Source organism: Cytophaga aurantiaca DSM 3654, from assembly GCF_000379725.1.
In the GTDB taxonomy this organism is placed as follows: Bacteria; Bacteroidota; Bacteroidia; order Cytophagales; family Cytophagaceae; genus Cytophaga; species Cytophaga aurantiaca.
In genome coordinates this window covers 52,124-76,565 of sequence record NZ_KB903623.1, presented here as the reverse complement: position 1 = coordinate 76,565, position 24,442 = coordinate 52,124, and the positions used below count along the sequence as shown (strand labels likewise).

Annotated in this window: 23 protein-coding genes and 1 tRNA gene; 9 read left to right on the top strand and 15 right to left on the bottom strand. The window is 35.9% G+C overall.

What is annotated here, in order from left to right:
- The first annotated feature begins 71 nt into the window (after positions 1 to 71).
- Positions 72 to 644, top strand: coding sequence for an outer membrane beta-barrel protein (locus A3EE_RS0103820; RefSeq protein WP_018342112.1), 573 nt, complete (start codon positions 72 to 74; stop codon positions 642 to 644).
- 78 nt (positions 645 to 722) lie between these two features.
- Here the strand turns inward: A3EE_RS0103820 and A3EE_RS0103815 are convergent, their stop codons facing one another.
- The 8 genes from A3EE_RS0103815 to holA all read right to left on the bottom strand — a co-directional run bounded on the left by A3EE_RS0103815 (position 723) and on the right by holA (position 10,830).
- Positions 723 to 1,118 carry a hypothetical protein gene (locus A3EE_RS0103815; protein ID WP_018342111.1) on the bottom strand — a complete coding sequence of 132 codons (396 nt, stop codon included), beginning with the start codon at positions 1,116 to 1,118 and terminating at the stop codon, positions 723 to 725.
- 19 nt (positions 1,119 to 1,137) lie between these two features.
- Positions 1,138 to 1,803 (bottom strand): tRNA (guanosine(46)-N7)-methyltransferase TrmB, encoded by a 666-nt coding sequence (trmB, locus tag A3EE_RS0103810; protein ID WP_018342110.1) that lies wholly within the window; start codon positions 1,801 to 1,803, stop codon positions 1,138 to 1,140.
- A gap of 3 nt (positions 1,804 to 1,806) precedes the next feature.
- Positions 1,807 to 3,096: a bifunctional folylpolyglutamate synthase/dihydrofolate synthase gene (locus A3EE_RS0103805; RefSeq protein ID WP_018342109.1), complete on the bottom strand. Its 1,290-nt coding sequence runs from the start codon at positions 3,094 to 3,096 to the stop codon at positions 1,807 to 1,809.
- Between the two features lie 3 nt (positions 3,097 to 3,099).
- Entirely contained in the window at positions 3,100 to 3,930 is an 831-nt protein-coding gene (locus A3EE_RS0103800) for a hypothetical protein (RefSeq protein ID WP_018342108.1), read from the bottom strand.
- A gap of 44 nt (positions 3,931 to 3,974) precedes the next feature.
- The gene (locus tag A3EE_RS0103795; RefSeq protein WP_018342107.1) at positions 3,975 to 5,042 is read right to left on the bottom strand and encodes an HU domain-containing protein; all 1,068 of its coding nucleotides are present in this window, start codon (positions 5,040 to 5,042) and stop codon (positions 3,975 to 3,977) included.
- Entirely contained in the window at positions 5,043 to 6,677 is a 1,635-nt protein-coding gene (locus A3EE_RS0103790) for a TonB-dependent receptor (protein ID WP_018342106.1), read from the bottom strand. It lies immediately after the preceding gene.
- On the bottom strand, positions 6,670 to 9,717 hold the full coding sequence (locus tag A3EE_RS0103785) for a tetratricopeptide repeat protein (RefSeq protein ID WP_018342105.1): 3,048 nt from the start codon (positions 9,715 to 9,717) through the stop codon (positions 6,670 to 6,672). The genes A3EE_RS0103790 and A3EE_RS0103785 overlap by 8 nt, the downstream gene beginning before the upstream one ends.
- A gap of 78 nt (positions 9,718 to 9,795) precedes the next feature.
- Positions 9,796 to 10,830: a DNA polymerase III subunit delta gene (gene holA, locus A3EE_RS0103780; RefSeq protein WP_018342104.1), complete on the bottom strand. Its 1,035-nt coding sequence runs from the start codon at positions 10,828 to 10,830 to the stop codon at positions 9,796 to 9,798.
- Positions 10,831 to 10,943: 113 nt separating this feature from the next.
- Between holA and tyrS the strand changes: the two genes are divergently transcribed.
- Both tyrS and A3EE_RS0103770 read left to right on the top strand, forming a co-directional pair.
- On the top strand, positions 10,944 to 12,233 hold the full coding sequence (gene tyrS / locus A3EE_RS0103775; RefSeq protein WP_018342103.1) for a tyrosine--tRNA ligase: 1,290 nt from the start codon (positions 10,944 to 10,946) through the stop codon (positions 12,231 to 12,233).
- 9 nt (positions 12,234 to 12,242) lie between these two features.
- Positions 12,243 to 12,827, top strand: coding sequence for an SET domain-containing protein (locus A3EE_RS0103770; protein ID WP_018342102.1), 585 nt, complete (start codon positions 12,243 to 12,245; stop codon positions 12,825 to 12,827).
- Positions 12,828 to 13,016: 189 nt separating this feature from the next.
- Here the strand turns inward: A3EE_RS0103770 and A3EE_RS0103765 are convergent, their stop codons facing one another.
- Positions 13,017 to 13,355, bottom strand: a complete 339-nt coding sequence (locus tag A3EE_RS0103765; protein ID WP_157446876.1) for a heavy-metal-associated domain-containing protein — start codon at positions 13,353 to 13,355, stop codon at positions 13,017 to 13,019.
- 122 nt (positions 13,356 to 13,477) lie between these two features.
- Entirely contained in the window at positions 13,478 to 13,906 is a 429-nt protein-coding gene (locus A3EE_RS0103760) for a hypothetical protein (protein ID WP_211208917.1), read from the bottom strand.
- Between the two features lie 345 nt (positions 13,907 to 14,251).
- On the opposite strand from A3EE_RS0103760, the gene A3EE_RS0103755 reads away from it, so the two are divergent.
- Positions 14,252 to 14,530 (top strand): hypothetical protein, encoded by a 279-nt coding sequence (locus A3EE_RS0103755; protein ID WP_018342098.1) that lies wholly within the window; start codon positions 14,252 to 14,254, stop codon positions 14,528 to 14,530.
- A 55-nt stretch (positions 14,531 to 14,585) separates the two neighbouring features.
- Here A3EE_RS0103755 and A3EE_RS0103750 read toward each other — a convergent pair whose 3' ends face one another.
- From A3EE_RS0103750 to A3EE_RS0103735, 4 genes are all read right to left on the bottom strand, one after another.
- A complete protein-coding gene (locus A3EE_RS0103750) occupies positions 14,586 to 15,194 on the bottom strand; it encodes a hypothetical protein (RefSeq protein ID WP_018342097.1) in 609 nt (202 codons plus the stop codon).
- 124 nt (positions 15,195 to 15,318) lie between these two features.
- Positions 15,319 to 15,957, bottom strand: coding sequence for an outer membrane beta-barrel protein (locus A3EE_RS0103745; RefSeq protein ID WP_157446874.1), 639 nt, complete (start codon positions 15,955 to 15,957; stop codon positions 15,319 to 15,321).
- 55 nt (positions 15,958 to 16,012) lie between these two features.
- Entirely contained in the window at positions 16,013 to 16,852 is an 840-nt protein-coding gene (locus A3EE_RS0103740; RefSeq protein ID WP_018342095.1) for an MBL fold metallo-hydrolase, read from the bottom strand.
- On the bottom strand, positions 16,849 to 17,802 hold the full coding sequence (locus tag A3EE_RS0103735; protein WP_018342094.1) for an acetyl-CoA carboxylase carboxyltransferase subunit alpha: 954 nt from the start codon (positions 17,800 to 17,802) through the stop codon (positions 16,849 to 16,851). The genes A3EE_RS0103740 and A3EE_RS0103735 overlap by 4 nt, the downstream gene beginning before the upstream one ends.
- A 208-nt stretch (positions 17,803 to 18,010) precedes the next feature.
- Between A3EE_RS0103735 and A3EE_RS0103730 the strand changes: the two genes are divergently transcribed.
- A tRNA-Asp gene (locus A3EE_RS0103730) sits at positions 18,011 to 18,084 on the top strand.
- 145 nt (positions 18,085 to 18,229) lie between these two features.
- On the opposite strand, the gene A3EE_RS0103725 is transcribed toward A3EE_RS0103730, so the two are convergent.
- Entirely contained in the window at positions 18,230 to 19,555 is a 1,326-nt protein-coding gene (locus A3EE_RS0103725) for a DEAD/DEAH box helicase (RefSeq protein WP_018342093.1), read from the bottom strand.
- A gap of 295 nt (positions 19,556 to 19,850) precedes the next feature.
- Here A3EE_RS0103725 and A3EE_RS0103720 point away from each other — a divergent pair, with 295 nt between their 5' ends.
- The 4 genes from A3EE_RS0103720 (at position 19,851) to A3EE_RS0103705 (ending at position 24,236) form a co-directional block, all read left to right on the top strand.
- Positions 19,851 to 21,368, top strand: a complete 1,518-nt coding sequence (locus tag A3EE_RS0103720) for an OmpA family protein (RefSeq protein ID WP_018342092.1) — start codon at positions 19,851 to 19,853, stop codon at positions 21,366 to 21,368.
- A 498-nt stretch (positions 21,369 to 21,866) separates the two neighbouring features.
- A complete protein-coding gene (locus tag A3EE_RS0103715) occupies positions 21,867 to 22,394 on the top strand; it encodes a hypothetical protein (RefSeq protein ID WP_157446873.1) in 528 nt (175 codons plus the stop codon).
- A gap of 201 nt (positions 22,395 to 22,595) precedes the next feature.
- The gene (locus tag A3EE_RS19970) at positions 22,596 to 23,495 is read left to right on the top strand and encodes a hypothetical protein (RefSeq protein ID WP_018342090.1); all 900 of its coding nucleotides are present in this window, start codon (positions 22,596 to 22,598) and stop codon (positions 23,493 to 23,495) included.
- A gap of 198 nt (positions 23,496 to 23,693) precedes the next feature.
- Positions 23,694 to 24,236 carry a hypothetical protein gene (locus A3EE_RS0103705; RefSeq protein WP_018342089.1) on the top strand — a complete coding sequence of 181 codons (543 nt, stop codon included), beginning with the start codon at positions 23,694 to 23,696 and terminating at the stop codon, positions 24,234 to 24,236.
- The last annotated feature ends 206 nt before the right edge of the window (positions 24,237 to 24,442 follow it).

The window sequence follows — 24,442 nt, the reverse complement described above, 5'->3', positions numbered from 1 at the left end:
AATAATGCTTTTAACCGATTTTATTTACGCGAAATTCTATATCTTGACTTATTATTTATTCCATAAAAATCATGAAACAGATACTTTTATTATTGGTCGTATTTGCAGTTATCAGCAATGCCAACGCTCAAAAAATTTTCACATTCGGACCGATGGTAGGATATACAACTTCTACGCTGGACAATTCGACCTTTACAAACAACAGTGCCGGCTCAGGTTATGCATTGGGTGGATTCCTACGGTTTGATATTAAAAAATGGTATCTGCAGCCCAATGTCTATTACTTAAGTAGTTCTTCTTCGTTTGATCATAACCAATCAACTACAGATGCGCATTTAAAATCTGTAAATGCAGACCTTTTATTGGGTTATCGTATTTTCAAATTTACTGATTTAACTTATATACGTGTATTTGCAGGGCCGAGCTATTCCAATATAAACTCATTAAAATATAAAAACGGTGATCCAACATTAAACCCAAATTATTCCTCAGACAATGTCTTATTGAATGTCGGTGCAGGTATTGATGTGTGGAAATTCACGTTCGACTTAAAATATCAAAGAGGCCTAACCGATATTGACAACACATCTAACAGCATGCATACAAATGCATTCCTGATTACGGCAGGATTTAAGATTTTGTAATTGAACTTTAATCCATAAAAAGGAAGCCTTGAAATAAGATATTTCAAGGCTTCCTTTTTATGGAGAATTTATAAGTTATTATTCTACTCTAAATATAAACGTAATGGTTCCCTTTGAAATAGATGCTGTAGAAGTATTATCTCGATTTTTAATGAAATCCATTTCAAGAATTTTATCTTTACATTTTCCAGCAAGCTTATCACTAATTGTCTGCTTAAGAACTTTAAGATATAATAAATCACCATCACTATTAATTCTTATTTCATAACAGATCATACCTGTCTCCTTATCCGCATTTACAACACTTGGTTGGCTCTCAAGATGCCAACCATCCATTGATAGTGGCCGTCCAGAAGTATCAACCGTCTCTGAATAATTATATTTTGGCTTATCAGTAGAATTATGCTGAGCATAAGTGTGAATAGATATAATACTAAAGAAAATGAACAGAAACAATCTAAGAATACTCTTCATGATAAAACATATTTAGCAATTACAATGGTAAGAAATCAAACTTCAAATAATTGATCGATACTCCTTGGTTCAAATAGGTTTTTTCATAGGTTGTCTGAATGCCGTAATGTTCAGCTAACAAATCAGACTGATATAGATCGTGTGTAAATACCAGGTTTGAAATTTTAAGACTCGGTTCCTTTAAAACTTCTAAGGTATGATCAAACAATATCCTGTTATCGGTTTTAAAAAACACTTTACCTCCTTGCGGCATTAATCTACGGTAAATATTCATAAAGCGTAAGCCTGATAAACGTAACTTCGCTTCACTCTCCCTAGGCTTTGGATCCGGAAATGTGATCCAGATTCCTTTCACTTCACCTGGTTCAAAAAACTCTTCCAGATTTTGCAATTTCGTTCGAATGAAAGCTGTATTGGTAAGGCCTGCTTCAATTGATAACGAACTTCCTTTCCACAATCTGGCGCCTTTAATATCCAAGCCTATGTAATTCACATCCGGGTTCAATGCTGCCAAGCCCGTTGTGTATTCTGCTCTGCCGCAACCAACTTCCAATACAATCGGATTCGTATTTTTAAAATACTCTTTCCAATTTCCTTTGTAAAATTTATAGTTATCTTTTTCAGGTTGAAAAAGATTATGTACTTCATCGTTCCATTTGAAACGCATTAATTTTTTACGTGCCATTATTTAATTCAATGATAATTCTCCCAATACATATAAGCTCCCGCCTACCCAGATCACATCGTCTGCATGAGAGGCATTCTTTGCTGCCAACAGGGCCTCATTCACATTCGGTATCGTAATACCGGAAAGACCTTGCTGCTGCGCCAACTGTTGCAATTCTGTTGCTGATAGTGCGCGTGGATTATTTGCCTGACAGAAATAATAAGATGCGGATACAGGAAGTAATGATATAATGTGTGACACATCTTTATCTTTAACCATACCAATTACTATATGTATTTTTTTATTTAATGAATTCAATTGATCCATAGAAAGGATCATGCCTGCTTCGTTGTGCGCTGCATCAAGGATCACAAGCGGCTTGTCCGATACAACCTGCCAACGCCCTTTAAAACCAGATTGCTTTTGCACCTGTTTTAGTCCTTCAAGAATAGCTGTTTCAGAGATATTCCATCCACTGTTTTTCAATACATCCAGCACACTTAATACACCAAGTATATTTCTGCTTTGATAAATTCCCTGCAGATCTGTTTTAACATCCATACTTTTTTGAGTAGGAATATTTTTAATTTCCAAAACAGATGCACGTCCAACATTCAGCAGATCACTACATTCATAATACTCATACGCCTTTATTAACGGAGCATTCAGACTTAAAGATGTATTTTCAAAAACTTCTATAATATCTTGCTGATATTCTGAAACAACTACAGGTGTATTCTGTTTAATGATACCTGCCTTTTCTGATGCGATAGCTGTAAGTGTATTTCCTAAAAACTGTGTATGATCCAGACTCACGTTCGTGATCAAGGAAACTTCCGGGTGAATGATATTGGTAGCATCTAATCTACCCCCCATACCCGTTTCAACAATAGCAATATCAACCTGTTGTTTTGCAAACCAGTTAAATGCAAGTATGGTCGTTATCTCGAAGAAAGAAGGTTTGAATTGTTCGAAAACAACAGTGTTATTTTCAACGAAATTGACAACTTCGGCTTCGGGAATTTCAACACCGTTGATGCGGATACGTTCAGTAAAGCGATGTATGTGTGGAGATGTATAGAGACCTACTTTATAGCCTGCAGTTTGTAAAATAGCAGCTAGCATACTAGAGCTGCTGCCCTTTCCATTGGTACCTGCAACATGGATAGACTTGAATGCGAGATGTGGATTATTGAATGCTTCTGAAATACCAAGGACATTATCTAAACCTGGCTTATAAGCTAAACCTCCTTGTTTTTCAAAAGCCGGGTATTGGGTGTAAAGAAAATGAATTGTTTGGTTGTAATCCACGTATTAGTTCACTACGAATACAAAGGTAATTGTGCCGGTGTAGGTGGAATTTTCGTCAGAATTTGTATTGTCTCTATTTTTAACGAATTCCATTTTTTCCTTAATTTCACTTTTGCATTTTTCAATCAAGGCTGCATCGTTAATGGTTCTAGTTTTAATTACGACACCTACCACATCACCTTTTGCATCGATTTTAACAGTAAAAACAATATTGCCACTTTCTTTATTGGGATTCGCAACTTTAGGATCCGCATCTAAATGCCAGCCAGCCATATTCAATGTTCCGTTACCTTTGCCGCCAGTACCTTCGTTGTAATAATTCTGACTATTCAGACTCCCGGTTTGACTGCCTTGATTACCTGGTTTACCTGTAACGCCATCACCACCGTCAACACCAGGCTTATTCAATGCCCCCATCTGTGCATTCGGATTGGTCGCTGGTTTTGTAGTTGGTGTAGGAGTAGGTTTAGTTGTAGGTGTTACTGGTGTAGAAGCTGCAGGCTTTTTAGTATCGTCTACTACCGTCTCTGCATTTGGATCTGTTGTTGTAAGATTTGCGTCGTCTGTTGAAGCCTCTTGAGGTTCCTGTGCTTCTTGGGGTGTTTGATCTACTTGTGTAGTAACCTGATCCATGGAGTTATTATCTCCAGACCCAATTTCATCAAAACCGAAATTTACAATCTCACCCGGTGTTCCACCACCTGCTTCGGTATTCACTTTTTTAAGAACAATCCAGAAGAAAAAACTGACAAGCAGAACAGCATGAAAAATCAGCGCATAAATAAGGCCTTTGCGTTCGTATTGTTTGTCTTCCTGTTGTGAAATTGCACTCATGGTTTAAAGAACGAAATGTGTTCAGATAAATTATTACAATGCGATTAATATTTTTTCACCCAGATACCGCTATACGTACCTTGAAGATTCGTAAGTTCAGCATTGGCAGCTTCTAAAGATTCAAACGACCCTACTGCAACCTTATAAAAGCCTGCAGCATCTAATGGAAGTTTTGCTGCTGCTTTGTTTTCCGTTTGCAGTTTAGAATATAAGTTATCAGCATTGCTTTCGTTTTTGAAAGCACCTACAATGATGTAATATTTACCAGCTGTTGCTTCAGATGCAGCAACAGTCGCAGGCTTTTTATGCTTAACTTCTTTTACCGGAGCAGCTTCTATCACTTCCGGAGTAACTTCCGCTACAACAGTATCTACAGCAGGCATTACTTCTTCGTTGCTAACTTCAGCTACTGAATCAACAACAGCGATTGTTGCAATAGAATCAACTACAGCAATTTCTTTTTTAGACCCTAAAGATCCAAAGATGTTAATTCCGCCAAGTGAAACATCCGATTGTTGATTGTATACCACAACACCTGCAGCACCTATTAATACAACCAAAGGCATTAATATAAACAGAACTTTTGCTAAAACAGTTGTTTTGCTTTTTGCGCCTTCTTCAGATTTCTCTTTTGAAGAAACTTCTTTCGCCTTGCGGTGATTTGGAGAAGTAGTCATATCGAATGTGTTGCGATCTATTGGTTTAAAAATAAAATCCGTTAAGCCAAAACTGTCTGATGAGAAATTAATCGTAAAATCGGGTTCAAACTCTAATTTGCCTCCAACATTGTAAAAGAAACGACCAATGCCGTTGCAGTTGTAGTGTTTAAAAACAGAAAGAGAGGTATTAAACTGCTTTACATATTCATCAATCATAGCAGTTGCTTCCTGAAAAGAAATGCCTTCTTTACGTGAAATCTCAGCAGCTAACAAGCCGTCATTCACTTTAATTTGAGCATTAAAACTCAGTGTACGGCCCGGAGCTGTAAACTTATGGGTAATGGGATGTATATCTGCTGAAGTAGCTAAGGCAACAAACGCACCTAAGCCTGGGACAATCACACAGTCGTGATTACCAACCAATTCAGCTATATATTTTTCTATATTGATCATTTAAAAGCTATACGTCAACCCAGCTAAAACGTTGAATCCTTTTACCTGGTAATATAAATATCTTTGGTATTTCTGTGACAAGATATTATTTAATTCTAAGAAAGCCGAGAAAGTATTCGAAAATCTATATTCGGATTTCAGACTCAAATCGGCAATATCACTCAATTTAACAGTGCGATTGCTCTCTAAATTACGACCTTGTATGCCACTAATGTAATACATTTCGGCATTAAAGTATATTTTTTTCTGCAAATTATACTGAATTCCTAAAGAAGATTGAAAAGCCGGACGGTGCCAAGCCTCTGCTTGCACGTCTGTTTTCCATGCATTGTACAAGACATTTGCTGAAACTCTCCAGTCTTTATGCAGGTCATAAAACAAACCTCCGTCAAAAGAAAATAGATTTGCATTATCGTACAAGGCAGTAAACTGGCTTGAATCAGAGTTACTGTTTGTAAGGAAGTACTGGTTTCCGAACGTCTTATAACTGATCTGAACTTTATAACTGACATTATTATCAATATTTCCTGAAGAACCTGCATACAAATCCAGTTTGCAGCTGGTTTGATGCAGAGGTACATCCGAACCTAAGTACGGATTTTGTTGTACCAGCGTACGGTAGGTATTTTTATTCATACCACCGCCAATTCCAGCAAACACTGTCACCTTACCCGGAAGCAAGTTGTAATTACCATGTATGGCCGGATAGAGATGGAAGCCATTTGATCCCTTCAAGGTATCCGTTGAATAATTTACGGTTGCACCAACTGTCAGATCCCATTTCTCTTCGATCAATTTATACGTTGGCTTTATCATTAATAAAAAACGGTTGGTAGTTGACGAATCTACACGGTTTGCATTTGAAATAGAAGCTTCAAGTGAAGCCGAACGTATATCATTTATTTTGTATGTTCCTTTTCCGTTCCACATCAATTCCAGCTCATTTGCTTTGCGTTTTGTCGTAAGATAATATACATCAAAGCCTGTATTGTATGTAAACTTATCTCCTACAACTGTTTTATTTGTATTGATCCCGGCATGAAACAATTGATAGGTTTGTTTGATCGAATCTTTGTTGTTGATCGAATCTGCTTGCGGCAAACCATAATATCTGTAACGATCATTGCTGTAAGACACATGCCCGTTCCAGCTGTTAACTTTACCGTATTTGCTACCAAATACTTCAAGTAAATCATGACCATTACCGGAATTCATAAGTGAACCTTTCGAAGATGATAAATGCTTCCCATGTGCACCATACGAATAGGATTTACTTCTCTTATTTGTCAGATAAACTTCACCCAATACGGTACCATAATTACCTGCACCAAGTTTAGCATAATTTGCTAAGATCGGAGCTAGTGAATCTACAGGCATGGTTGGTATTTTAACCTTCGCATCAAAGCGAGGTGGGTTGATAGAGTAATCTTTCGTATCGTATTGTTGCGGCTTCGGATCCTGTTGCGGCTGCAAATCCTGATTCTGTTCGAAGAAACGGTTAGCCGGAACCAGATCTAATTTCGCTTTATCTTCGGTGGTAAATACCGTTGGAGGAATGATGCCATCCGTCTGAGCAAATACACACAACGATGTATTTAAAAGAACTACAGTTATTGCAAGTTTCAGCTTATTCATTGCCCGCTCCCTCCTTCGATTGATTTTTAATAGCCTCTGATGCATTTAATTGATCAAGCCTTTCCTTTGCCAGTTTTTTTATCTCTGCATTTGGCGACTTCTCTACAACAGATGTAAGTGTTTCTTTGGCCTGAAACACTTCATCCTTCGCAATAAAATTCTCGGCAATAAGTAAGAACGACTTACCCAACCAAAAATCATAACTGCTGTAGGTATTATTGAAATCATATAAGGTTTCAATGGATTGCTTGTACTGCTTTTTATCGTATTGAATTTTTGCCAATGAATAATGTGCTTCCGCAGCACTTACGTCCTTCGCACCATTCATACACAATAGGAAGTAATCCTGTGCGGCATCGAAATCTTTTTTCGCATAGGCAACTTTACCCTTATACAGTTGTGCCTTATTCTGTGCGTCAGGTGCAGCCGAACCATGACCGATTACTTTATCCGCATATACATTGCAGGAATCCAACTGATTGGAATCATAAAATGCAGCCATCAATCCAAGCCAGGATGCAGTCTTTTCTTTATTGCTTGATGCTAATTGCTGAAGCTCCGAATAATACTTGATGGTATTCGGAAGATCATTTTGCAAATACGATATATCTGCAATGCGTTGAATTGCTTTTTTATAATTTTGATTTTTAGTTTCTGCAATTTCAATATAAAGTGCTTTAGAAGCTTTGTAATCTTTTGTTCTGAAGTAAGCATCCGCTAAATAAAACTTTGCATCGTCCACTTTCGGATGATCCGGATACTGCTTAATAAAGGAATTAAATGCTGGAATTGCCGCTGCATATTTTTGTGCATTATAAGAAGATTGTGCACTCAAAAACTCAACTTCTTTTAAATCCTGTCCTTCGGGATTTGCTTCTTTATATTTTGCTAATATCGGCGCGAAACTATCCGATTTTTCCTGCATATCAAGAATCTCCTGTATACGCAACAAGGAGTTGTACGCCATGGTAGTTTTAGGATTCTCATCAATTACCTGCTGATAATCTTTGATTGCGTTATCGTATTGCTGCAAATTAAAATAAGATACAGCTCTTTTTTGCAAGGCCACAGGTTTCAATCCATTCAGATCATCCTTCTTATTAATGATTCTTGAATACCCTTCAATTGCAAGCTCAAACTTACTTGCATCCAGATCCAACTGACAACGTTGCATTAACGCATTATCGTAATAAGAAGAATTCGGAAATCTATTTGTCAGCTGTGTATACATGGTATACGCTTCGCTTGTTTTCTTTGTCAGATAGTTGATTGTTGCTTTTTGAAACAAAATATAATCTTCGTCTTCTTTTCTTTCCTGCAATGCCAGATCATAATATTTCACAGCTTCCGGAAAGCGTCTTGTAACAAAGTACAGATCTGCCAATCTCAATTCTGAATCGCGATAATAAATATCTCCTTTACCTTTTTTGTCAGCTTGTAGTGTAATGAATTTCACAAACTGCGGAACAGCGTTATCCCAATTCTTTTGATAATAATATGCATAACCCAATCCATAATATGCTTTTATAACATTTGAATTTTCAAGCGTGCTACCTTTTTCAATTGCTTCTTTGTATGCATTCTCTGCCTCTGCATATCTTTTTTCTAAAGACAGACACTCACCTTTCCAATAAAAAGAATTGATATATACCGTCTTATCAAAACTGTATTTAGAAGATTTATCAAGCACCGTTATAGCACCTGCATAATCTTTTTTATTCATCAATTCAACTGCTTTATAATAGGCAATGCGCTGATAGGTTGTATTGATTCTTGAATTCTGATATTTTAAATTTTCAATATAGGCAAGAGCCTCATCGTAATTTCGGGAACCTAAAAAGGATTCACTCAATAACTCTGATACTTCATGTAAATGCGTGCTTTTAGGATATAACTCCAGGTATGATTTCAATGTTTTTGTCGCATCTGTAAAACGCCCCAACTCTACAGCAATTTTTGCATATAGAAATTGTGATTCTTCTTTTATCGGCGCGCTGAACGAAGAACGCTGCGCCAACTCAAATGCAAGGATAGCCGAAGTCTTATTGTTCGACTTTAAATAACTCAAACCAAGTATATACGCAGATGATTGTCCAAGAGAATCTTTATCGCTTGAAATCGTTTGCAACAGATCAATAGCCTGTTTGTAGTCGGAAGATTTATACGAAGAAAATCCGATACGGTATTTCATATCCGCAGAAAGACTCTTCGCACCTGTTGATGTTAAATAATCTTTGAACAATGGAGTGGCTTTCGCAAAGTTCTCTTTGAAAAAATATGCATCAGCTAAAATAAGTTTAATGTCATTGGTATTGGGACCGGCAGATTTATCAGCAATTACTTTTTCTGCATAAGGAATCAGTTCATCGTATTTACCTTGTCTGTAATATACATTTGCAATCAATACTGCAACCAAGGGCTTGTATTCATTGCTTTCTGCTGCCTTATTCAGATCCGCTAAAGCGGCATCAAAGTCTCCATTTTTAAATTCAATATACCCTGCATAATAATTTGCAGCCGGCATATATCTATGCTTGCTTCCTTTACACTTATTAAATTTCTCTAAGGCAACCGTAAAATCCTTTTTAGTAAAACTGGAATAACCCGATCTGAAATTATATTCATTTGCTTCATCAGACGATAGTTTTGACTCATCTACCATTGCATAATATTCAATGGCCTTATCATACTTTTTATTATTGTAAAAAAAATTACCCAGATCATATCCTGCTCTACCCGATTTTACATGGTTGGGATATTTTTCAATAAAATTACTGAACGCGAATTCCGCATCGTCATTAAAAAGATTTAATGCGCAAAGTGCAACATAATATTCACACTCAATCGACTTGGGATCCTGTGGATTTTCCTGTATGTATTGCTGAAAAATTGCTTTGGCAGCAACATACTTTTGTTTGTCGTACAATTCCATACCATCATAATACTTCCTATCAGAAGCATTATGCGTAGACGTATTCTGAGCATGCACAACCAAGAGCTGCACCACTGCAAAGAATACCAAAATACTTTTTTTAATCATAAATCTATATGAATTATTATCGATCAATACTTTTTAACGCACCAGCGAACAGATCTTATACATCTGTTGTGATTTATTTTAGTGAAGAAGTTTAAAAACCAACTCCTTCAAAATAAATCCATCGCTGACATTCACTACGGTATAGCCTTTAACCATTTTATCTGCTTCGCGAATAGCACGGACACAAGATATACACTTATTAATATCGTTAATTTTAGACGAATTAATATACTCTTTTACAAAAAACGGATGCACACCAACTACTTTAGCCAAACTCGCTTCACTTTTATCGGTAGCGGCATGAATGGCAAGGATCTTTAAATAATACGAAAACAAACTCGACAATACCATTACAATCGGATTGGCCTTCGGATTGGAATCAAAATGATTTACAATCTTATTTGCCTTAATGATGTCACGGATGCTTATCGCCTTCTGAAGTTCAAATACATTGTATTCTTTACTTACCCCAACATATTTTTCGATCAGATCTTCCGTAATCATTACCGAAGAATCTTTGACATTGATCAGAAGTTTATCGATCTCATTGGCCATTCTGGAAAGATCCACACCAATAGATTCTGACAATAAAATAACTGCCTTCGGATCAATTTTATAATTCTTTTCCCGAACGTAATTGTTGATCCAATCCGGAAGTTTGTTGTCGTATATTTTTGAAGATTCAACAAACACCGCATGTTTCATTAAGTGTTTGGTAATTTTCTTCCGTGCGTCTAGCTTTTTGTATTTGTGACAGAAAACTAAAATGGTAGTAGGCAATGGATTTTCCAGATATGCCATTAAAAATTTTTCAGTAGAATCTTTCGTAAGATCCGAAACGTCCTGAGCTTCTTTTATCATTACCACCTGACGTTCAGAAAACATCGGATACTTGCGGGCATTTTGCAGAATGGTAGACACATTGGTATCCTTACCGTATAAGATTGTTTGATTAAACCCTCTTTCCGATTCAGGCAAACAATTATTTTCGATGTAGCCGGAGATCAAATCAATAAAATACGGTTCTTCGCCCTGTAAAAAATATACAGGTGCATATTTACCTTCTTTAAGGTCTTTCAGTACTTTATCCGGAGCAACGCTAGATTCAGCCATAATACCAAAATTACTAACCTTTATGTGGAAACTAAACCAATGTGAATAAATACTTGAAATTTCCGCTTTTGAGGATATAACGTATATTTGTACCTATATAAAATACATGATTCGTGAAAAATTTTGTTGAAGAGCTTAAATGGAGAGGTATGTTGCACGACAGCATGCCCGGGACTGAGGAATATCTGCTTAAAAATCAAACTACAGCCTACGTTGGCTTTGACCCTACTGCAGCGTCGTTAACAATAGGCAATCTTGTTACGATCATGATGCTGGTGCATTTTCAGCACGCAGGACATACACCTATGGCATTGGTTGGCGGTGCAACAGGTATGATCGGTGACCCTTCAGGAAAATCCGAAGAGCGAAACTTCCTTTCAGAAGAAACCCTACGTCTGAATCAGGAAGGCATCCGAAATCAATTGACGAAGTTTTTAAATTTTGATTGCGGTTCAAACTCCGCAATTCTTGTTAATAATTACGATTGGTTTAAAGGCATTGGCTTTCTGGAATTCCTTCGAGACGCAGGCAAAAACCTGACTGTAAACTACATGATGAGTAAAGATTCTGTAAAGTCACGTATGGACAGCGGTACAGGTATCTCTTACACGGAGTTCTCATACCAGTTGCTTCAGGGCTACGATTACTACCATTTATATAAAAACAACAACGTTCGGTTACAGATGGGCGGTTCGGATCAATGGGGTAATATTACCTCAGGAACTACGCTTATTAAAAAAATGGCGGAAGGCACTGCCTTTGCTTTAACAACGCCATTGCTTACCAAAGCGGACGGTACTAAGTTTGGCAAGTCTGCCGGTGGTAATGTGTGGCTGGACCCCAATCTTACTTCGCCATATAAGTTCTACCAGTTTTGGCTGAACAGTGCAGACGAAGACGTAAGCCGTTTCATCCGCATCTTCACGTTATTTTCTAAAGAAGAGATCGAAGCGTTGGAAGCAGAGCATGCAAAGGCTCCGCATGAGCGACTGTTACAAAAGACATTGGCAAAAGACATTACTATTCGTGTTCACTCTGAAGAAGATTATAACATGGCTATTAAAGCCTCTGAGATCCTTTTTGGAAAGAGTGTGATCGAAGATCTTCAATCACTGAATGAAGCTACCCTACTGGCAGTATTTGAAGGTATTCCTTTGATCGAGATTTCGAAATCTATATTAGCTGACAAGCCAACTGTTCTGGATCTTTTAAGCACAATTACAAACTCAGAGGTTTTCCCTTCTAAAGGCGAAGCCCGCAAAATGATTCAGGGCGGTGGTGTAAGTATTAATAAAATAAAAATAAATTCTTCGGAAGAAATTGTAAATTACCCATTATTGCTCGACAGTTATTTACTGGTTCAAAAAGGCAGAAGAAATTATTACATACTTAGATTTAATTAATTTTTGAATATGACTCAAATCAACCATTCGATTGTTGTAAAAAAACAATGTGCCTATAAGGATGAAAAAGGCAAGCGTTGTAAAACAACTTGTACATTAACGCACCCGTATTGCGAAGAACATACAGCATCTGAGCTTTCATTTAAAGTTGCACAATCAACGGTTCCTTTTGCAGGACTTGGTTTGTTCACCTTAAAGAAAATTAAAAAAGGTGCTGTAGCTTTATTGTATGAAGGTGAAAAGTTAACGGTAGATCAATACAACAAACGCTACGACAAATCAGGGCATGGCGAATATGGTATGACCTTGGGAAAGAAACATGTGATTGATGCTCGTGAGACGTCTTCTGGATTGGGTAGATTTGTTTGTGATTATACCGGCTCTGGTAAAAAGGCAAATGTTGAATACCTTGACAATGAAGGTGTAATAGAAATCACTGCAAAAAAGAAGATCAAAGCAGGTGAAGAATTATTGGTTGATTATGGAGATGAAATGCGCGCTGCAATGGGCTTTCAACCTGAGAAACCGAAGAAAGACAAAAAGAAGAAGAAAAAAGATAAGGATAAGGATAAAAAGAAGAAAGATAAAGCATAAAAAAAGTCTCCCGTTAATTAACGGGAGACTTTTTTTATGCTTTACACACAATTTTAATTCTAAAACCTCTTCGCAATCCAAACCGTTGGCTAAAGCCAAACGGCAATGAAAGCCGAGCAGAACTTTATTAAATGTTCTGCTCGGCTTTCATTGCCGTCACATTTATGTTACGGATAAAATAAGAAAAGATCAATGCATTTCTTTTGCATGTTCCTGACAACATTCAGGCAATGCCTTATGTGCAATCGAATCCATTGCTACGCCTTTGGTAGCATGACCAGTAGCAGCAATCGCTTTTTCAATAGCTATACTGGAAGTCTGAGTGGAATCATACGCAACTTTTAAGACACTGGTCTCTTCGTTCCAATCCGCACTACTTACACCTTTTACAACAAGGGCCGTTTTATCAATACGTTCTTTGCACATGTCGCAATTACCGCGAACATAAAATTCAGCTTCAGCGTTGGGTTTGCTTGTACACGCCATTATCATAGAGGCTATAAAAACAATTAGTAGTATTTTTTTCATGATGAATTTAATTTGTTAAGAAAATATGAATTTTATGAATAGTGAGTTGAATCATCTTTGACAACACCACAATTTAAGTAATCTTTGTGAGATTTGGATCTTCATCGAATTTCAACTAAACATTAATGCAATGGAATAAGTTGCTTTTTAGATCTGATCCTTGTTAAACCTTCAACCTTAATTGTATCAGCAAACACGCTATTACCAACCGAATAATCCAAATAAATATACAATTCAATCTTGTCGCTAGTTGGACTTCTTGGATATTCAAAAAAAATGGTTTTATACGGATTAGATTGGCATTCACTAGGAATTTTCTTAAAATCCCTAACATGAATCGTTTGTCCATTACAATCATTTAAAAGTAATCCAGTACAACCAATAATTGTATCTTCTACGATAGAAATATCTAAATTATTTATTACTACAGAATCCGAAAACATTTCAACATTAGTGGCAATACTAAAAAGTGTAAATCTTGTTTCTTCTAATTTCGCTATCAATTGAATATCCTTATTTGAAAATAAAATATTTTGACGAGCAAATTTCATCTTAGAAGAATCATTCAAAAGCATCCTCTTTTCATCTGAAAACCTGTAATAATCATAACCGCTCACACACGAAAATAACAAGAACATTAAAAGAAATGAAATACAAGATGCTTTCATTATTACAACTATCCAATATACAATTAACTATTTTCTGTTACTTTAGACTAACCTCTGTCATTTATCTGAAACAATTATAATACCTTTGTATTATAGATCGAATACTGTAATACAAATCAAGAAAATAATAAATGCGAGAATAAACGTCCCATACATTATGAGATCTGTCTTCATGTATTCTTCATACTTTCTATAGAAATCGCGAACGGATTTTAACCACTGTATCATATGAGCAATGTTACGCTAAATATTGAACTGTTACAAAAAGAATTTCCAAAAACATGGAAAGATTTTAATGAATTTCAGCTGGAGATCAGTGAAATAAAGGATCTGACACACCTTCACTTTGACTCCCTCCCGTTTGACTGGCAGCTTGGCGTGTACCTGCACTACTTTCTGGATTCGGGCATTGACCTGGATATCAGCAATGCGGGTTACGAATATATTCCGGGATTGATTATTGAGGCATTTCGGATACAGGAGAACAATATCAGTCATTTCTCATAAAATAAAAAACCTTCTTCACCATGATCTATGGTACACAGACCATGGTGAACTTCCATTAAGATTTCTCTAAAAGCTTGATTACTCCCTCAGGATATTCATTCTTTTCAGCCAAACCTTTAATAAAACCGATCACTTTTTTCTTATTTTTCGAAAACGTTTTCATTGTATGAACAATATTTATAATCCTATATATGCTTCTCCAATCATTAGTTTTTTCAATTGACACAAGCAACATTTCTATATATTTGCCCTCATTTTTATTATGAAGTGCTATCAAATTCATCAATACTTGGTTGTAAATAACTTTATAATTATTCGTTGAAATAAGTTTTAGCATCATCTTTTCATAAACCACTTGATTACCTTTACGCTCAAGTGAGGAATCTAACAAATAATCTAAAGCAGCCAGCTTTACTACATAATGACGAGATTCAAATAAATAAGAAAAATATCTATCATATAGTTTTTTATCGTAAAACTTTAACCATGCCGCTAAATCTATTAGATCAGATAAGTATAAATGATTTTTAATGTTTAAGGCTTGCAAAATAAAATTGTGATAATAATCACGATAATTATCCTTAAAATCATACTCTTCAATAAAATCCATTCTTACATCATAGCTACGATTTTCAAATTTTAATATTATTTCGTCTAGCTTCATTAGTCAGAGTTTCTGTTTTTTACCTTCTACAAAATAATGTACTTATATTTTCATTAAACTAATTTCCTCATAAAATAAAAAACCTTCAATAAGAAGGTTTTTTATTTTATGAGGACGAATAATTTTACAGTTCTTTCTTTCTTCCAATACTGTAACCAACCGTAAATAAATAGGTTTGATTAAACCATTGCGTCTGCACATTTGTAGTTGAATTCTTTTCATACACAGATGTAAAACCATGCGTCATCCGAACACCTAAGTTCAATCCAAAATTAAACTCGTATTCAAAGCCTGCCATAATACCTAAATCATAACGATTAAGGCCATCCATTTTATTATCGCTTATCTTCTTTACTTGTCCTGCAATAAGCGAGTCTCTTTGAGATGCAACAATCAATGACACACTCGGCCCTGCAAAAAGCTGAGCGCCTTTATAGTGAAACGTTGGAGTAACCGGATATACATCAATACAATAATAATTTGTACGCAACGTCTGTCCAGATTCCTTATGTGTATATCCTCTATTCACATAGTTAAATTCTGTTTTGATCCAGAAGTAATCATTTACTACAGAGTTTACATAAAAACCAACAGTGGGAGTCCATATATTCTTGATAGACATACTGTCTTTAACATCCTTAAAATCGCTGCCGTAATAATTAGGATTAGCGGCACCAGCTCTAAATCCGAAATATGCTTTTTGTGCCATTGCTGTATGTGCCAACAAAGCAATAACAATCAATACAAGTAGATTCTTTTTCATACCAGTCAACATTTATATTCTTATCAACTATTAAAACAATTAAGAAAGCGTAGGGTCATCCAATCAAATCTTTTAGCAAAAAAGCTTCATTCAAACGTACTCCTTTTTCTGTCATTTTTAGATTCACACATTCATTGTATACATCATGTTCTAAAAACACCGTCCAGTTTTCTGCTAATGCTCTATTAAAGATACTTTCTTTTTCCTGCATAGACAATAACGGACGAATATCGTAACTCATAATATACGGCATAGGAATATGGCCTGCAGAAGGCAACAGATCTGCTGCGTATAAGAGCTTACCATTAGCTGTAGATATCAATGGCAGCATCTGCTGTTCGGTATGTCCATCTACAAATACAAAATCCATCCAACTGAAAGGCGAAGTATTATTCTCAATAAATGAAAGCTGTCCGGATAATTGCAGAGGCAATAAGTTTTCTTTTAGAAAGCTTGCCTTCTCACGTGGATTCGGGGTTACAGCCCAATCCCAATGACGGCTATTGCTCCAGTATCGTGCATTCTTAAAAGTAGGAAGAATTGAATCTCCTTCTTTCTTTAATGCAGCACCAACGTGATCAAAATGTAAGTGTGTTAAAACAACATCGGTAATATCCGACGAATGAAAACCGAAAGGTTTTAATAATGTATCCCAGGTTTGAGGAGCGTCTCTGTAATAGTGCTTAAAAAATGATTCGTCCTGTTTATCACCTAAGCCAGTATCAATCAATACCAGATGTTTCTCATGTTCGATTAACAAACAACGAGTGGCCCAGGTGCACAGATTATTGGAATCTGCGGGGTTTAACTTATGCCATATAGACTTGGGAACCACGCCAAACATGGCTCCCCCGTCTAGTTTGAAATTTCCTGCGTTGATCGCAAAAAGTCTCATGCATTATCTACGACTACTCCCATAGAAGAGAATTTCTCAATACGTTCAGAAATTCTTTCTGCAGGAGACTGCTTGTTTAATTTTGCTAAGGTTTCAGAAATAACCTTTTTCATTTTTGTATACATCCACTCCGTATCCTGATGCGCACCGCCAAGTGGTTCTTTAATGATATCATCAATCAACTTGTTCTTAAGCATATCATCAGCTGTTAATCGTAACGCTTCTGCAGCCTGCTCTTTGTAATCCCAGCTTCTGAATAAAATAGACGAACATGACTCTGGAGAAATAACTGAATACCAAGTATTTTCAAGCATCATTACTTTATCGCCGATCGCAATACCTAAAGCCCCGCCAGAAGCACCTTCACCAATGATGATACAGATTACAGGAACTTTAAGCATGAACATTTCTTTCAGGTTACGCGCAATTGCTTCACCTTGTCCACGTTCTTCAGCTTCCAATCCCGGGTATGCACCTGGTGTATCGATCAATGTTAAGATCGGACGATTGAATTTTTCAGCCAACTTCATTAAGCGTAATGCCTTACGATAGCCGTCCGGATTGGCCATACCGAAGTTACGCACCTGACGCTCTTTGGTTTTACGACCTTTCTGCTGACCAATGATCATGAATGATTCGCCGTTGATCTCACCGAAACCACCTACCATTGCCAAATCATCTTTCACACTGCGGTCGCCATGCAATTCCACAAATGAGTCTGTGATACCCGCAATATAATCAAGCGTATACGGTCTTTCCGGATGGCGTGACAATTGTACACGTTGCCATCTTGTTAAATTTCCGTAAATATCTTTTTTCAGAGCTTTTATTTTTGCTTCCAATTCTTTCACAGCTGAACTCACATCAACTTCACTTTCAGATGCTACTTGTTTCATTTCAGCCAGATTTGTTTCTAAATCGGCAATTGGTTTTTCAAAATCCAAATACATGTTTTTACATATAATAGTTTAGACTGTAAAAATACTAAAACAAACGGTTTTTGTTGCTAGCAGGTAGGAAAGAATTAAAATGTTAATAAAATTCAAAAATAGGTTTGGAGTATATCATATAAAATGCTACCTTTGCATCGCAATAAGGGGAAATGCTCCTTAGAAATGCTCAAAAATTGAAATAATCAGAATAAATATATTAACCTTTGGAGTTGTAGTTCAGTTGGTTAGAACGCCTGCCTGTCACGCAGGAGGTCGCGGGTTCGAGTCCCGTCAATTCCGCTTAAAGCCTTAGAGAAATCTAAGGCTTTTTTGTTTTATAGGGGTTCATGAGCGCATCATTTTGTGTGCAGCAAACAGCCATTAAAAAAGGGTTACTGAAAATATCAGTAACCCTTTTTTATATTCTTCAATTTAGCATTTTCAGTTAGTCGTTACGGCGTTTACTCTTCTTCCCCGCCATCTTGCGCTTGTCTTTATAATTGTAATTATAATCTTTTAAATTACTTTCTTTCTTGGCATGAAAAGCTGCTCCCGGAATATATTCTTCCGCTGAAGTTGTAGTTTTTTTTCTTTTGATCTCTACACCATCTTCTTCTTTACCTGCACGATTTCCTTCGATAATCAAATCCTCCGGCAAATCCATAATTTGCATACTATGTCCAACACCCAATTCAACTTTACGAACCATATTCAATTCAATATCGGTTGAATACGTAATAGCTATGGTATTTGGCAATTCATCAACCTGCTTGCGCTCTACACGGTTAATCATCACATTGCGTTCTAAAGGCAGATCAAAATGAAGAATAAATTGTATGTCATCGAAGTTAACCAACGCTTCTTCTTCATTAGAGATTAACAAAACACGCAACTCTTCATCCTGTTTAAATTGCTCGAATGATGTTACGCCTTTTTGTCCGAATGATGGATTCAATATAGCAACAGCAGATTCAATCCTTTTCTCTAAACTTCTCAATAATTTATCCGCTGTGCTCTTTGTGTTCGTAAATACAACAACCTTTTTATAGGTATCGTAATCACGCATCATCAGGTTTAATAAATTCAATTTCGTTTTATAATTCGGCACTTTGTACAACTGCAATGGAACCGTATCTACCACTGCCAACGAATCCAAATCTACTTCAATTGTTGTTGGATACAGCAAAAAGAAATCTACCAGTTTTTGTAGTCTTTCATGTATGATCTCAGTAAAGACAATATGCTGACACTTCGGTAAACTTTCAGCGATATTTTTAACAACTGTTTGCAAGCCTTGTTTCACGATCAGATCAGCATCATCCAAAATGAATGATTTGATCTGGGATAAATTAATTGCAGACTTAATATACATACCCTCTACCCGATCCGGCGTACCAATAACTACATCAATCCCCTCTTCAAGGAGTTCACGTTGTCCTTCCATACCCATACCCGGATATACACCTAAAACACGTATATCAAGATTTCTTCCCAACAATCTGAATTGTTCCTCTAATGCTTCCCCATTGGTTCTGTTTGGAACCATGATCAATACACGCGGAGCTATTTCGAAAGCAAATTTTAATTTCGCCAATACACCTAAAACAAGCGCTGTTGTTTTACCACAACCTTCCGGACCTATAATTACCAGATCCTGTCCGCCAATAATGCGAGACAACGTTTTTTCCTGAACTTCTCTTGGACTTGTAAATCCAAGATCAGCCATTGCTGTATTTAATTGCTTATTTAATTTTAAACCTTCTAAAGACACGGTATTATATGTTTAATGCGAATAATTTCTCCGATACACATCATTCTGAATATCTTATTTAAAATGATGATTTTACAAAAATACGAAATATTTAGCGGAATAAACGCTGTGCATTCGCTTCATTGCTACAGCTTAAGCCTTTTTATTACATTCACCGACGAATTAAGTGATATATAATTAAACACGGCCCATATTAAGTTGTGATAACGAATCTAAAAACAGCACTACTTTTCATACATTTTATGTATCTTAATTCAGTATAATACGTTCATTTTAGTTCAAAAAACACTACCGTATGAAATTTTCACATGTATTACTTATTGCTTTTTCATTTTTTTCACAAGCACTATCCGCACAGGTTGTTGTATTAAAGAATCCGATCAACACCTCTATGTCAGATGATTTTAATCCAACTGTAAGCGGGAATGGAAAAACATTGATCTATGAAATGGTTTACTATAACACAAACAAAGCAGATGTAATGATCTCGTACCAAACCAATGGCGTTTGGTCTGTACCTGTTGTAGTACCTGGTGTAAATACAGCAAGTGAAAAATTAACGAATGGCGGTTACTTTATCAATCATGCCGGCACAATGATCTTATTTCATTCAAACAGATACAAAGGCATTGGAGGTACTGATATCTGGTATGTTGAAAAGAATGCAACCGGAGGCTGGTCTGCACCAATGAATTTTGGAAAGCCTATCAATACAACGGGTAACGAGCTTGACCCATCTATTTCTCCGGATGGTAAATTTATGTATTATACTGTATTGAGCGACAAGAAAACAGCAGGTGGATTACCTTGCGGAAAAATCATGATGGTTGAACGCATCAGCTCTACGTCATGGAAAGAGCCTGTAGCATTGCCGGCCCCAATCAATGGCGATTGTGAATGCGGAGGAAAATTACTTTCAGATAATAAAACATTCTTATTTTCCTCGGCACGTGCAGGTGGAAAAGGCGGATACGATTTCTACAAAAGCACCCGTGAAGAAAACGGAACCTTCAGCACACCCATTAATTATGCATTCATCAATACAGCGAATGATGACAAGTACATTTCCATTGCAGCCGGAGGATCTATGTTGTATTCGGATGCACCTGGAAAAGGAAAAAATGAACGTGACATTATCATCTCTAAAGTACCTGAAGACATGCAGCCCGGTATGGTAAAATTATATCAGGGAAAAGTAACGGACATCAATACGAAGAAACCATTAGCAGCTCAGATTACGGTAACGCATATTAAAACTGGATATACAATGACATACAGAACAGCTGCAGATGGAAGCTTCTCTGTACCTGTCCCCGCTTCCGATGATTATGATGTTGGAGTATTCCCTGCTTTGCCGGGTTATGAATACATTTCGTTTTATGATCCCAAATCTCCTGTATACAAATACGAAGAGAAAAATGTTTCGTATGAATTGAAACCTGCAGTAAAAGGCAGTGAGATCGTGCTCACTCCTATTTCAATAAATGATGATTTTGAATTGGATACGAAGTCTGAACTTGAGTTGAACCGGGTAAAGTTATTCTTAAAAATGAACCCGACACTTAACATTCACATCAGAGCCTACACCGATGCTATCCTGATGGATAGTGTACAACATTCAAACTTCGATAAAGAAATAATCAACACAAGCGACTCAACTGTTTCTTATAGCAACGATTACACTGAGGAAGAAGCCGGAGTGATTTATAATTACCTGGTAAAAGCCGGAATTCCTGCAAGCAGAATTACTTTCAAAGGAATGGGATTGAATGGAGAAGAACGAAAAAAGAAATATGTATTGACGGTACAGTAAGAGATTAAAAAACCAGATTGAATAAGGTTGCAGCGCTGCTTGTGTTGCAACCTTATTTTTTTATTTTGTAATGAGGAAGTTTTTTGGCCTGAATAAAACTATTTCAAGGTATGAACCAATTATATTGACATGGATTATAGGCGGATTGTAGGCGGATCATACCCGGAACATCTATGGGATAAAGGTGGGACATAGGTGGGCTAAGGGTGGGATAACCATGGGGTAACCATACTTTAAATGCTACTATGAGCTGTGTGTTACCTTCCTAAACCTGAGTGATTCATCCAGACTATTTTGATTTATTCTAAAAAGAATGGATATTTAGACGCTAGCTGATTTTTGAAAGAATAAATGTTTTTTTGTTTTTAAAAATTCAAAATTTGGTAACCGTTTTATAAACGTTTATTAAACGGATAGTAAACGGTTCGGCTAGAAACATATGAAATATACATGCAAGTAGGTGCGTGTATATACTAGTTAGCACCAATTAAAGTAAACATGAAAAACAATTTTAGATTTATTTATTTCTTATGCTTATTGCTTAGTATAACTAATTGTAATGGACAGAATTTAAATAAACAATCAGACTTTAAAACAAAAATCGACTCTGTATATAGTAAAATACTTAAAGACTCAACTCTTGTAACGGGTTGGTATTATATTAGTGATACTATAAATGGTTATGAAAGACAATTGGACAAATCTGATGAGGTATATTATATTGTCCCTATGCCAATAGTTATTAAGGATAATTTTTATAGTGTGGAGATTTTTAAAACTAATTTTAAAGGATTATATCCTGATTATGTAGGTCTTGAAATAATGCTTGATGAATATGGAACAAATGTCTGGTCCATTGCTACAGAAAATGCAATCCATAAAAGACTTGCCTTGATAATTAACAATAAATTAGTTCATGCTCCAAAAGTAAATGCCCAGATTCCAAATGGGATGACTACATTGAACCGTGCTGAATATAGTTTGAAAAATATTAAGGAATTTAAACTGTTAATTGATAAAGAATAAACTGGTGCTAACAACAGCTAGTAATTAGTGCAATTCCGTTTGTTAGGAAACATCAGTGCATTACAACCGCATAAATAATTTGTAAATTAAGGCATGCTTTCAGTAATGGTGTGGAAACTGAAAAGCATTAACATTTGCACCAATTATAAGCATAGACGTTAGCAACAATACTAATGCAATAAATAAACCAAAATAAAACACATGGATACATCTTTAAAATTAATAAAGCAGCAACTACAAAATATACTTACTCGACTAGTGTGGAATTCTACAGCCGCAGGTAATGGACAAACAATGACCTTTTCTGGACTGAATAATATTAGAACTGTAGTAAACGATATGAAAACTCTAAATATTTTTGACGGAATTGTTGAGTCACTAAGCAATTCAGTTATTTTTACAACAGCCAACGATCAAATGACTGTTCAGATACAAGAAGGACGTGATATAGTTAATAATCTCTCATTATTAAAGACCCTTAGCTTAAATTTTTTCAATGTGCTACTGACAACTGTTCCTGCGGAAGATATTAATTCAATTAATATAAAATTACCACCAGTTAACGATTTTGACGAATTGTCAAAAGTTTCAAGAGAGATTCATTTAGCATTAACACAGGTAATTTTCAATGATGACATTAATGGACAAACTAAAATTGTAAGTGTTGAAAACGGTTCAATTTGGCTTAATGTTTTTGTTGGGGCATCTGCTGTAACTGTAATAGCAAGTCTAGTTTGGGCGTCAGCTGTCATTTATAAGAAAATTTTAGAAGGGCAAATGCTTGCTCAACAAATTAGAGGACTTAAGGTTAAAAATGACAGTTTAGAAGATATATTAAAAGCTCAAAAGGCGGAAACCGATTTAATGATAGAAGCAGAAGCTGAACATATATCATCTCAACACTTTCGAGAAAATACACCAGAAAATATTGAGAGAATCAAGAATTCAATTACCACATTTGCAGAACTAATAGGTAAAGGTGCTGAGATACATCCAGCACTTATTGCACCTGAAAATGTATCGAATCTATTTCCAGACCCAAGTAAACTAATTGGTGTTGAATCTAAAATCAAAAGAATTGCAAACCTTGGAGACAACTAGAAGTAATGTTGCTAACAATAGCTAGTAATTAGTGCAAGTCCGTTTGTTAGGAAACTTCTGTGCCTTACAACCGCATAAATAATTTTATATTAATGCATGCTTTCAGTAGTGGTGTGGAAACTTATAAGCATTAACATTTGCACCAATTACCAGCAACACCGTTGTAGGTAATTTTAGATAACTCTTACATTTAAGAATATGGGGACAGTTACTGGTCTAATTGCGAAGCATAACAATAAGATTTGCTTTTTAAAAGGCATTTATATTACGGATACAGATTCATTACTATCTGAACACTTTAAAAATATAAAGTCTTATTCGGAATATTTTCAAACAAATTATGAGGGAAATGTAGACAGAAAAAATTGGTTAAGATTTTCAGATAAAGAAATCAATGCTTTAAATGTTAATTATGTTTCTGATTTTGCAGTTGACCAAATAAATAATTCAAATACTTTAAACGAAAGTTTGCCAGATAATTTTTATGCTATTGGATTAAATTATGACTGGGAATATGATGAAAAATTTATTAAGTACGAATCTTGGTCTACTTATAGAGAGTTTAGTGAAGCGCTTGATAAAATAGCAGTTATGAGTTCATTAAATATACACACCAAATCTAACATATCTGAATACGATTTAATTCTGCATGAATTAATTATGAAATTTATTGGAATAAAACAATCAATATATACTATCTACAATCCCTCTGAAATTGCAATAATTTCTGGCCCATATTAAAAAAAAACCTACAACGTTTAACATACAATTTATAGCGGTTCGTTTGTTGGGAAAAAGTAAGGCTCTATCCTACTCCGCCAAATTCCTGCGGAATTCTGATGGTAAAATAGATTATAATTTTCCGCAGCAATATTTGTCTACTCTGTTCCTTTAAACTTCTTATCTTTAAATACCGCTACAAATTGCATGTTAAACGTTGTAGCACA

Coding starts and splice junctions, on each gene's coding strand:
- A3EE_RS0103800 (WP_018342108.1), bottom strand. CDS start 3,930: ATGAGTGCAATTTCACAACAGGAAGACAAACAATACGAACGCAAAGGC.
- A3EE_RS0103790 (WP_018342106.1), bottom strand. CDS start 6,677: ATGAATAAGCTGAAACTTGCAATAACTGTAGTTCTTTTAAATACATCG.
- A3EE_RS0103770 (WP_018342102.1), top strand. CDS start 12,243: ATGACTCAAATCAACCATTCGATTGTTGTAAAAAAACAATGTGCCTAT.
- A3EE_RS0103745 (WP_157446874.1), bottom strand. CDS start 15,957: ATGAAAAAGAATCTACTTGTATTGATTGTTATTGCTTTGTTGGCACAT.
- A3EE_RS0103755 (WP_018342098.1), top strand. CDS start 14,252: ATGAGCAATGTTACGCTAAATATTGAACTGTTACAAAAAGAATTTCCA.
- A3EE_RS0103740 (WP_018342095.1), bottom strand. CDS start 16,852: ATGAGACTTTTTGCGATCAACGCAGGAAATTTCAAACTAGACGGGGGA.
- A3EE_RS0103750 (WP_018342097.1), bottom strand. CDS start 15,194: ATGAAGCTAGACGAAATAATATTAAAATTTGAAAATCGTAGCTATGAT.
- A3EE_RS0103720 (WP_018342092.1), top strand. CDS start 19,851: ATGAAATTTTCACATGTATTACTTATTGCTTTTTCATTTTTTTCACAA.
- holA (WP_018342104.1), bottom strand. CDS start 10,830: ATGGCTGAATCTAGCGTTGCTCCGGATAAAGTACTGAAAGACCTTAAA.
- A3EE_RS0103795 (WP_018342107.1), bottom strand. CDS start 5,042: ATGATCAATATAGAAAAATATATAGCTGAATTGGTTGGTAATCACGAC.
- A3EE_RS19970 (WP_018342090.1), top strand. CDS start 22,596: ATGGATACATCTTTAAAATTAATAAAGCAGCAACTACAAAATATACTT.
- A3EE_RS0103815 (WP_018342111.1), bottom strand. CDS start 1,118: ATGAAGAGTATTCTTAGATTGTTTCTGTTCATTTTCTTTAGTATTATA.
- A3EE_RS0103735 (WP_018342094.1), bottom strand. CDS start 17,802: ATGTATTTGGATTTTGAAAAACCAATTGCCGATTTAGAAACAAATCTG.
- trmB (WP_018342110.1), bottom strand. CDS start 1,803: ATGGCACGTAAAAAATTAATGCGTTTCAAATGGAACGATGAAGTACAT.
- A3EE_RS0103760 (WP_211208917.1), bottom strand. CDS start 13,906: ATGAAATTTGCTCGTCAAAATATTTTATTTTCAAATAAGGATATTCAA.
- A3EE_RS0103715 (WP_157446873.1), top strand. CDS start 21,867: ATGAAAAACAATTTTAGATTTATTTATTTCTTATGCTTATTGCTTAGT.
- A3EE_RS0103765 (WP_157446876.1), bottom strand. CDS start 13,355: ATGAAAAAAATACTACTAATTGTTTTTATAGCCTCTATGATAATGGCG.
- A3EE_RS0103785 (WP_018342105.1), bottom strand. CDS start 9,717: ATGATTAAAAAAAGTATTTTGGTATTCTTTGCAGTGGTGCAGCTCTTG.
- A3EE_RS0103820 (WP_018342112.1), top strand. CDS start 72: ATGAAACAGATACTTTTATTATTGGTCGTATTTGCAGTTATCAGCAAT.
- A3EE_RS0103705 (WP_018342089.1), top strand. CDS start 23,694: ATGGGGACAGTTACTGGTCTAATTGCGAAGCATAACAATAAGATTTGC.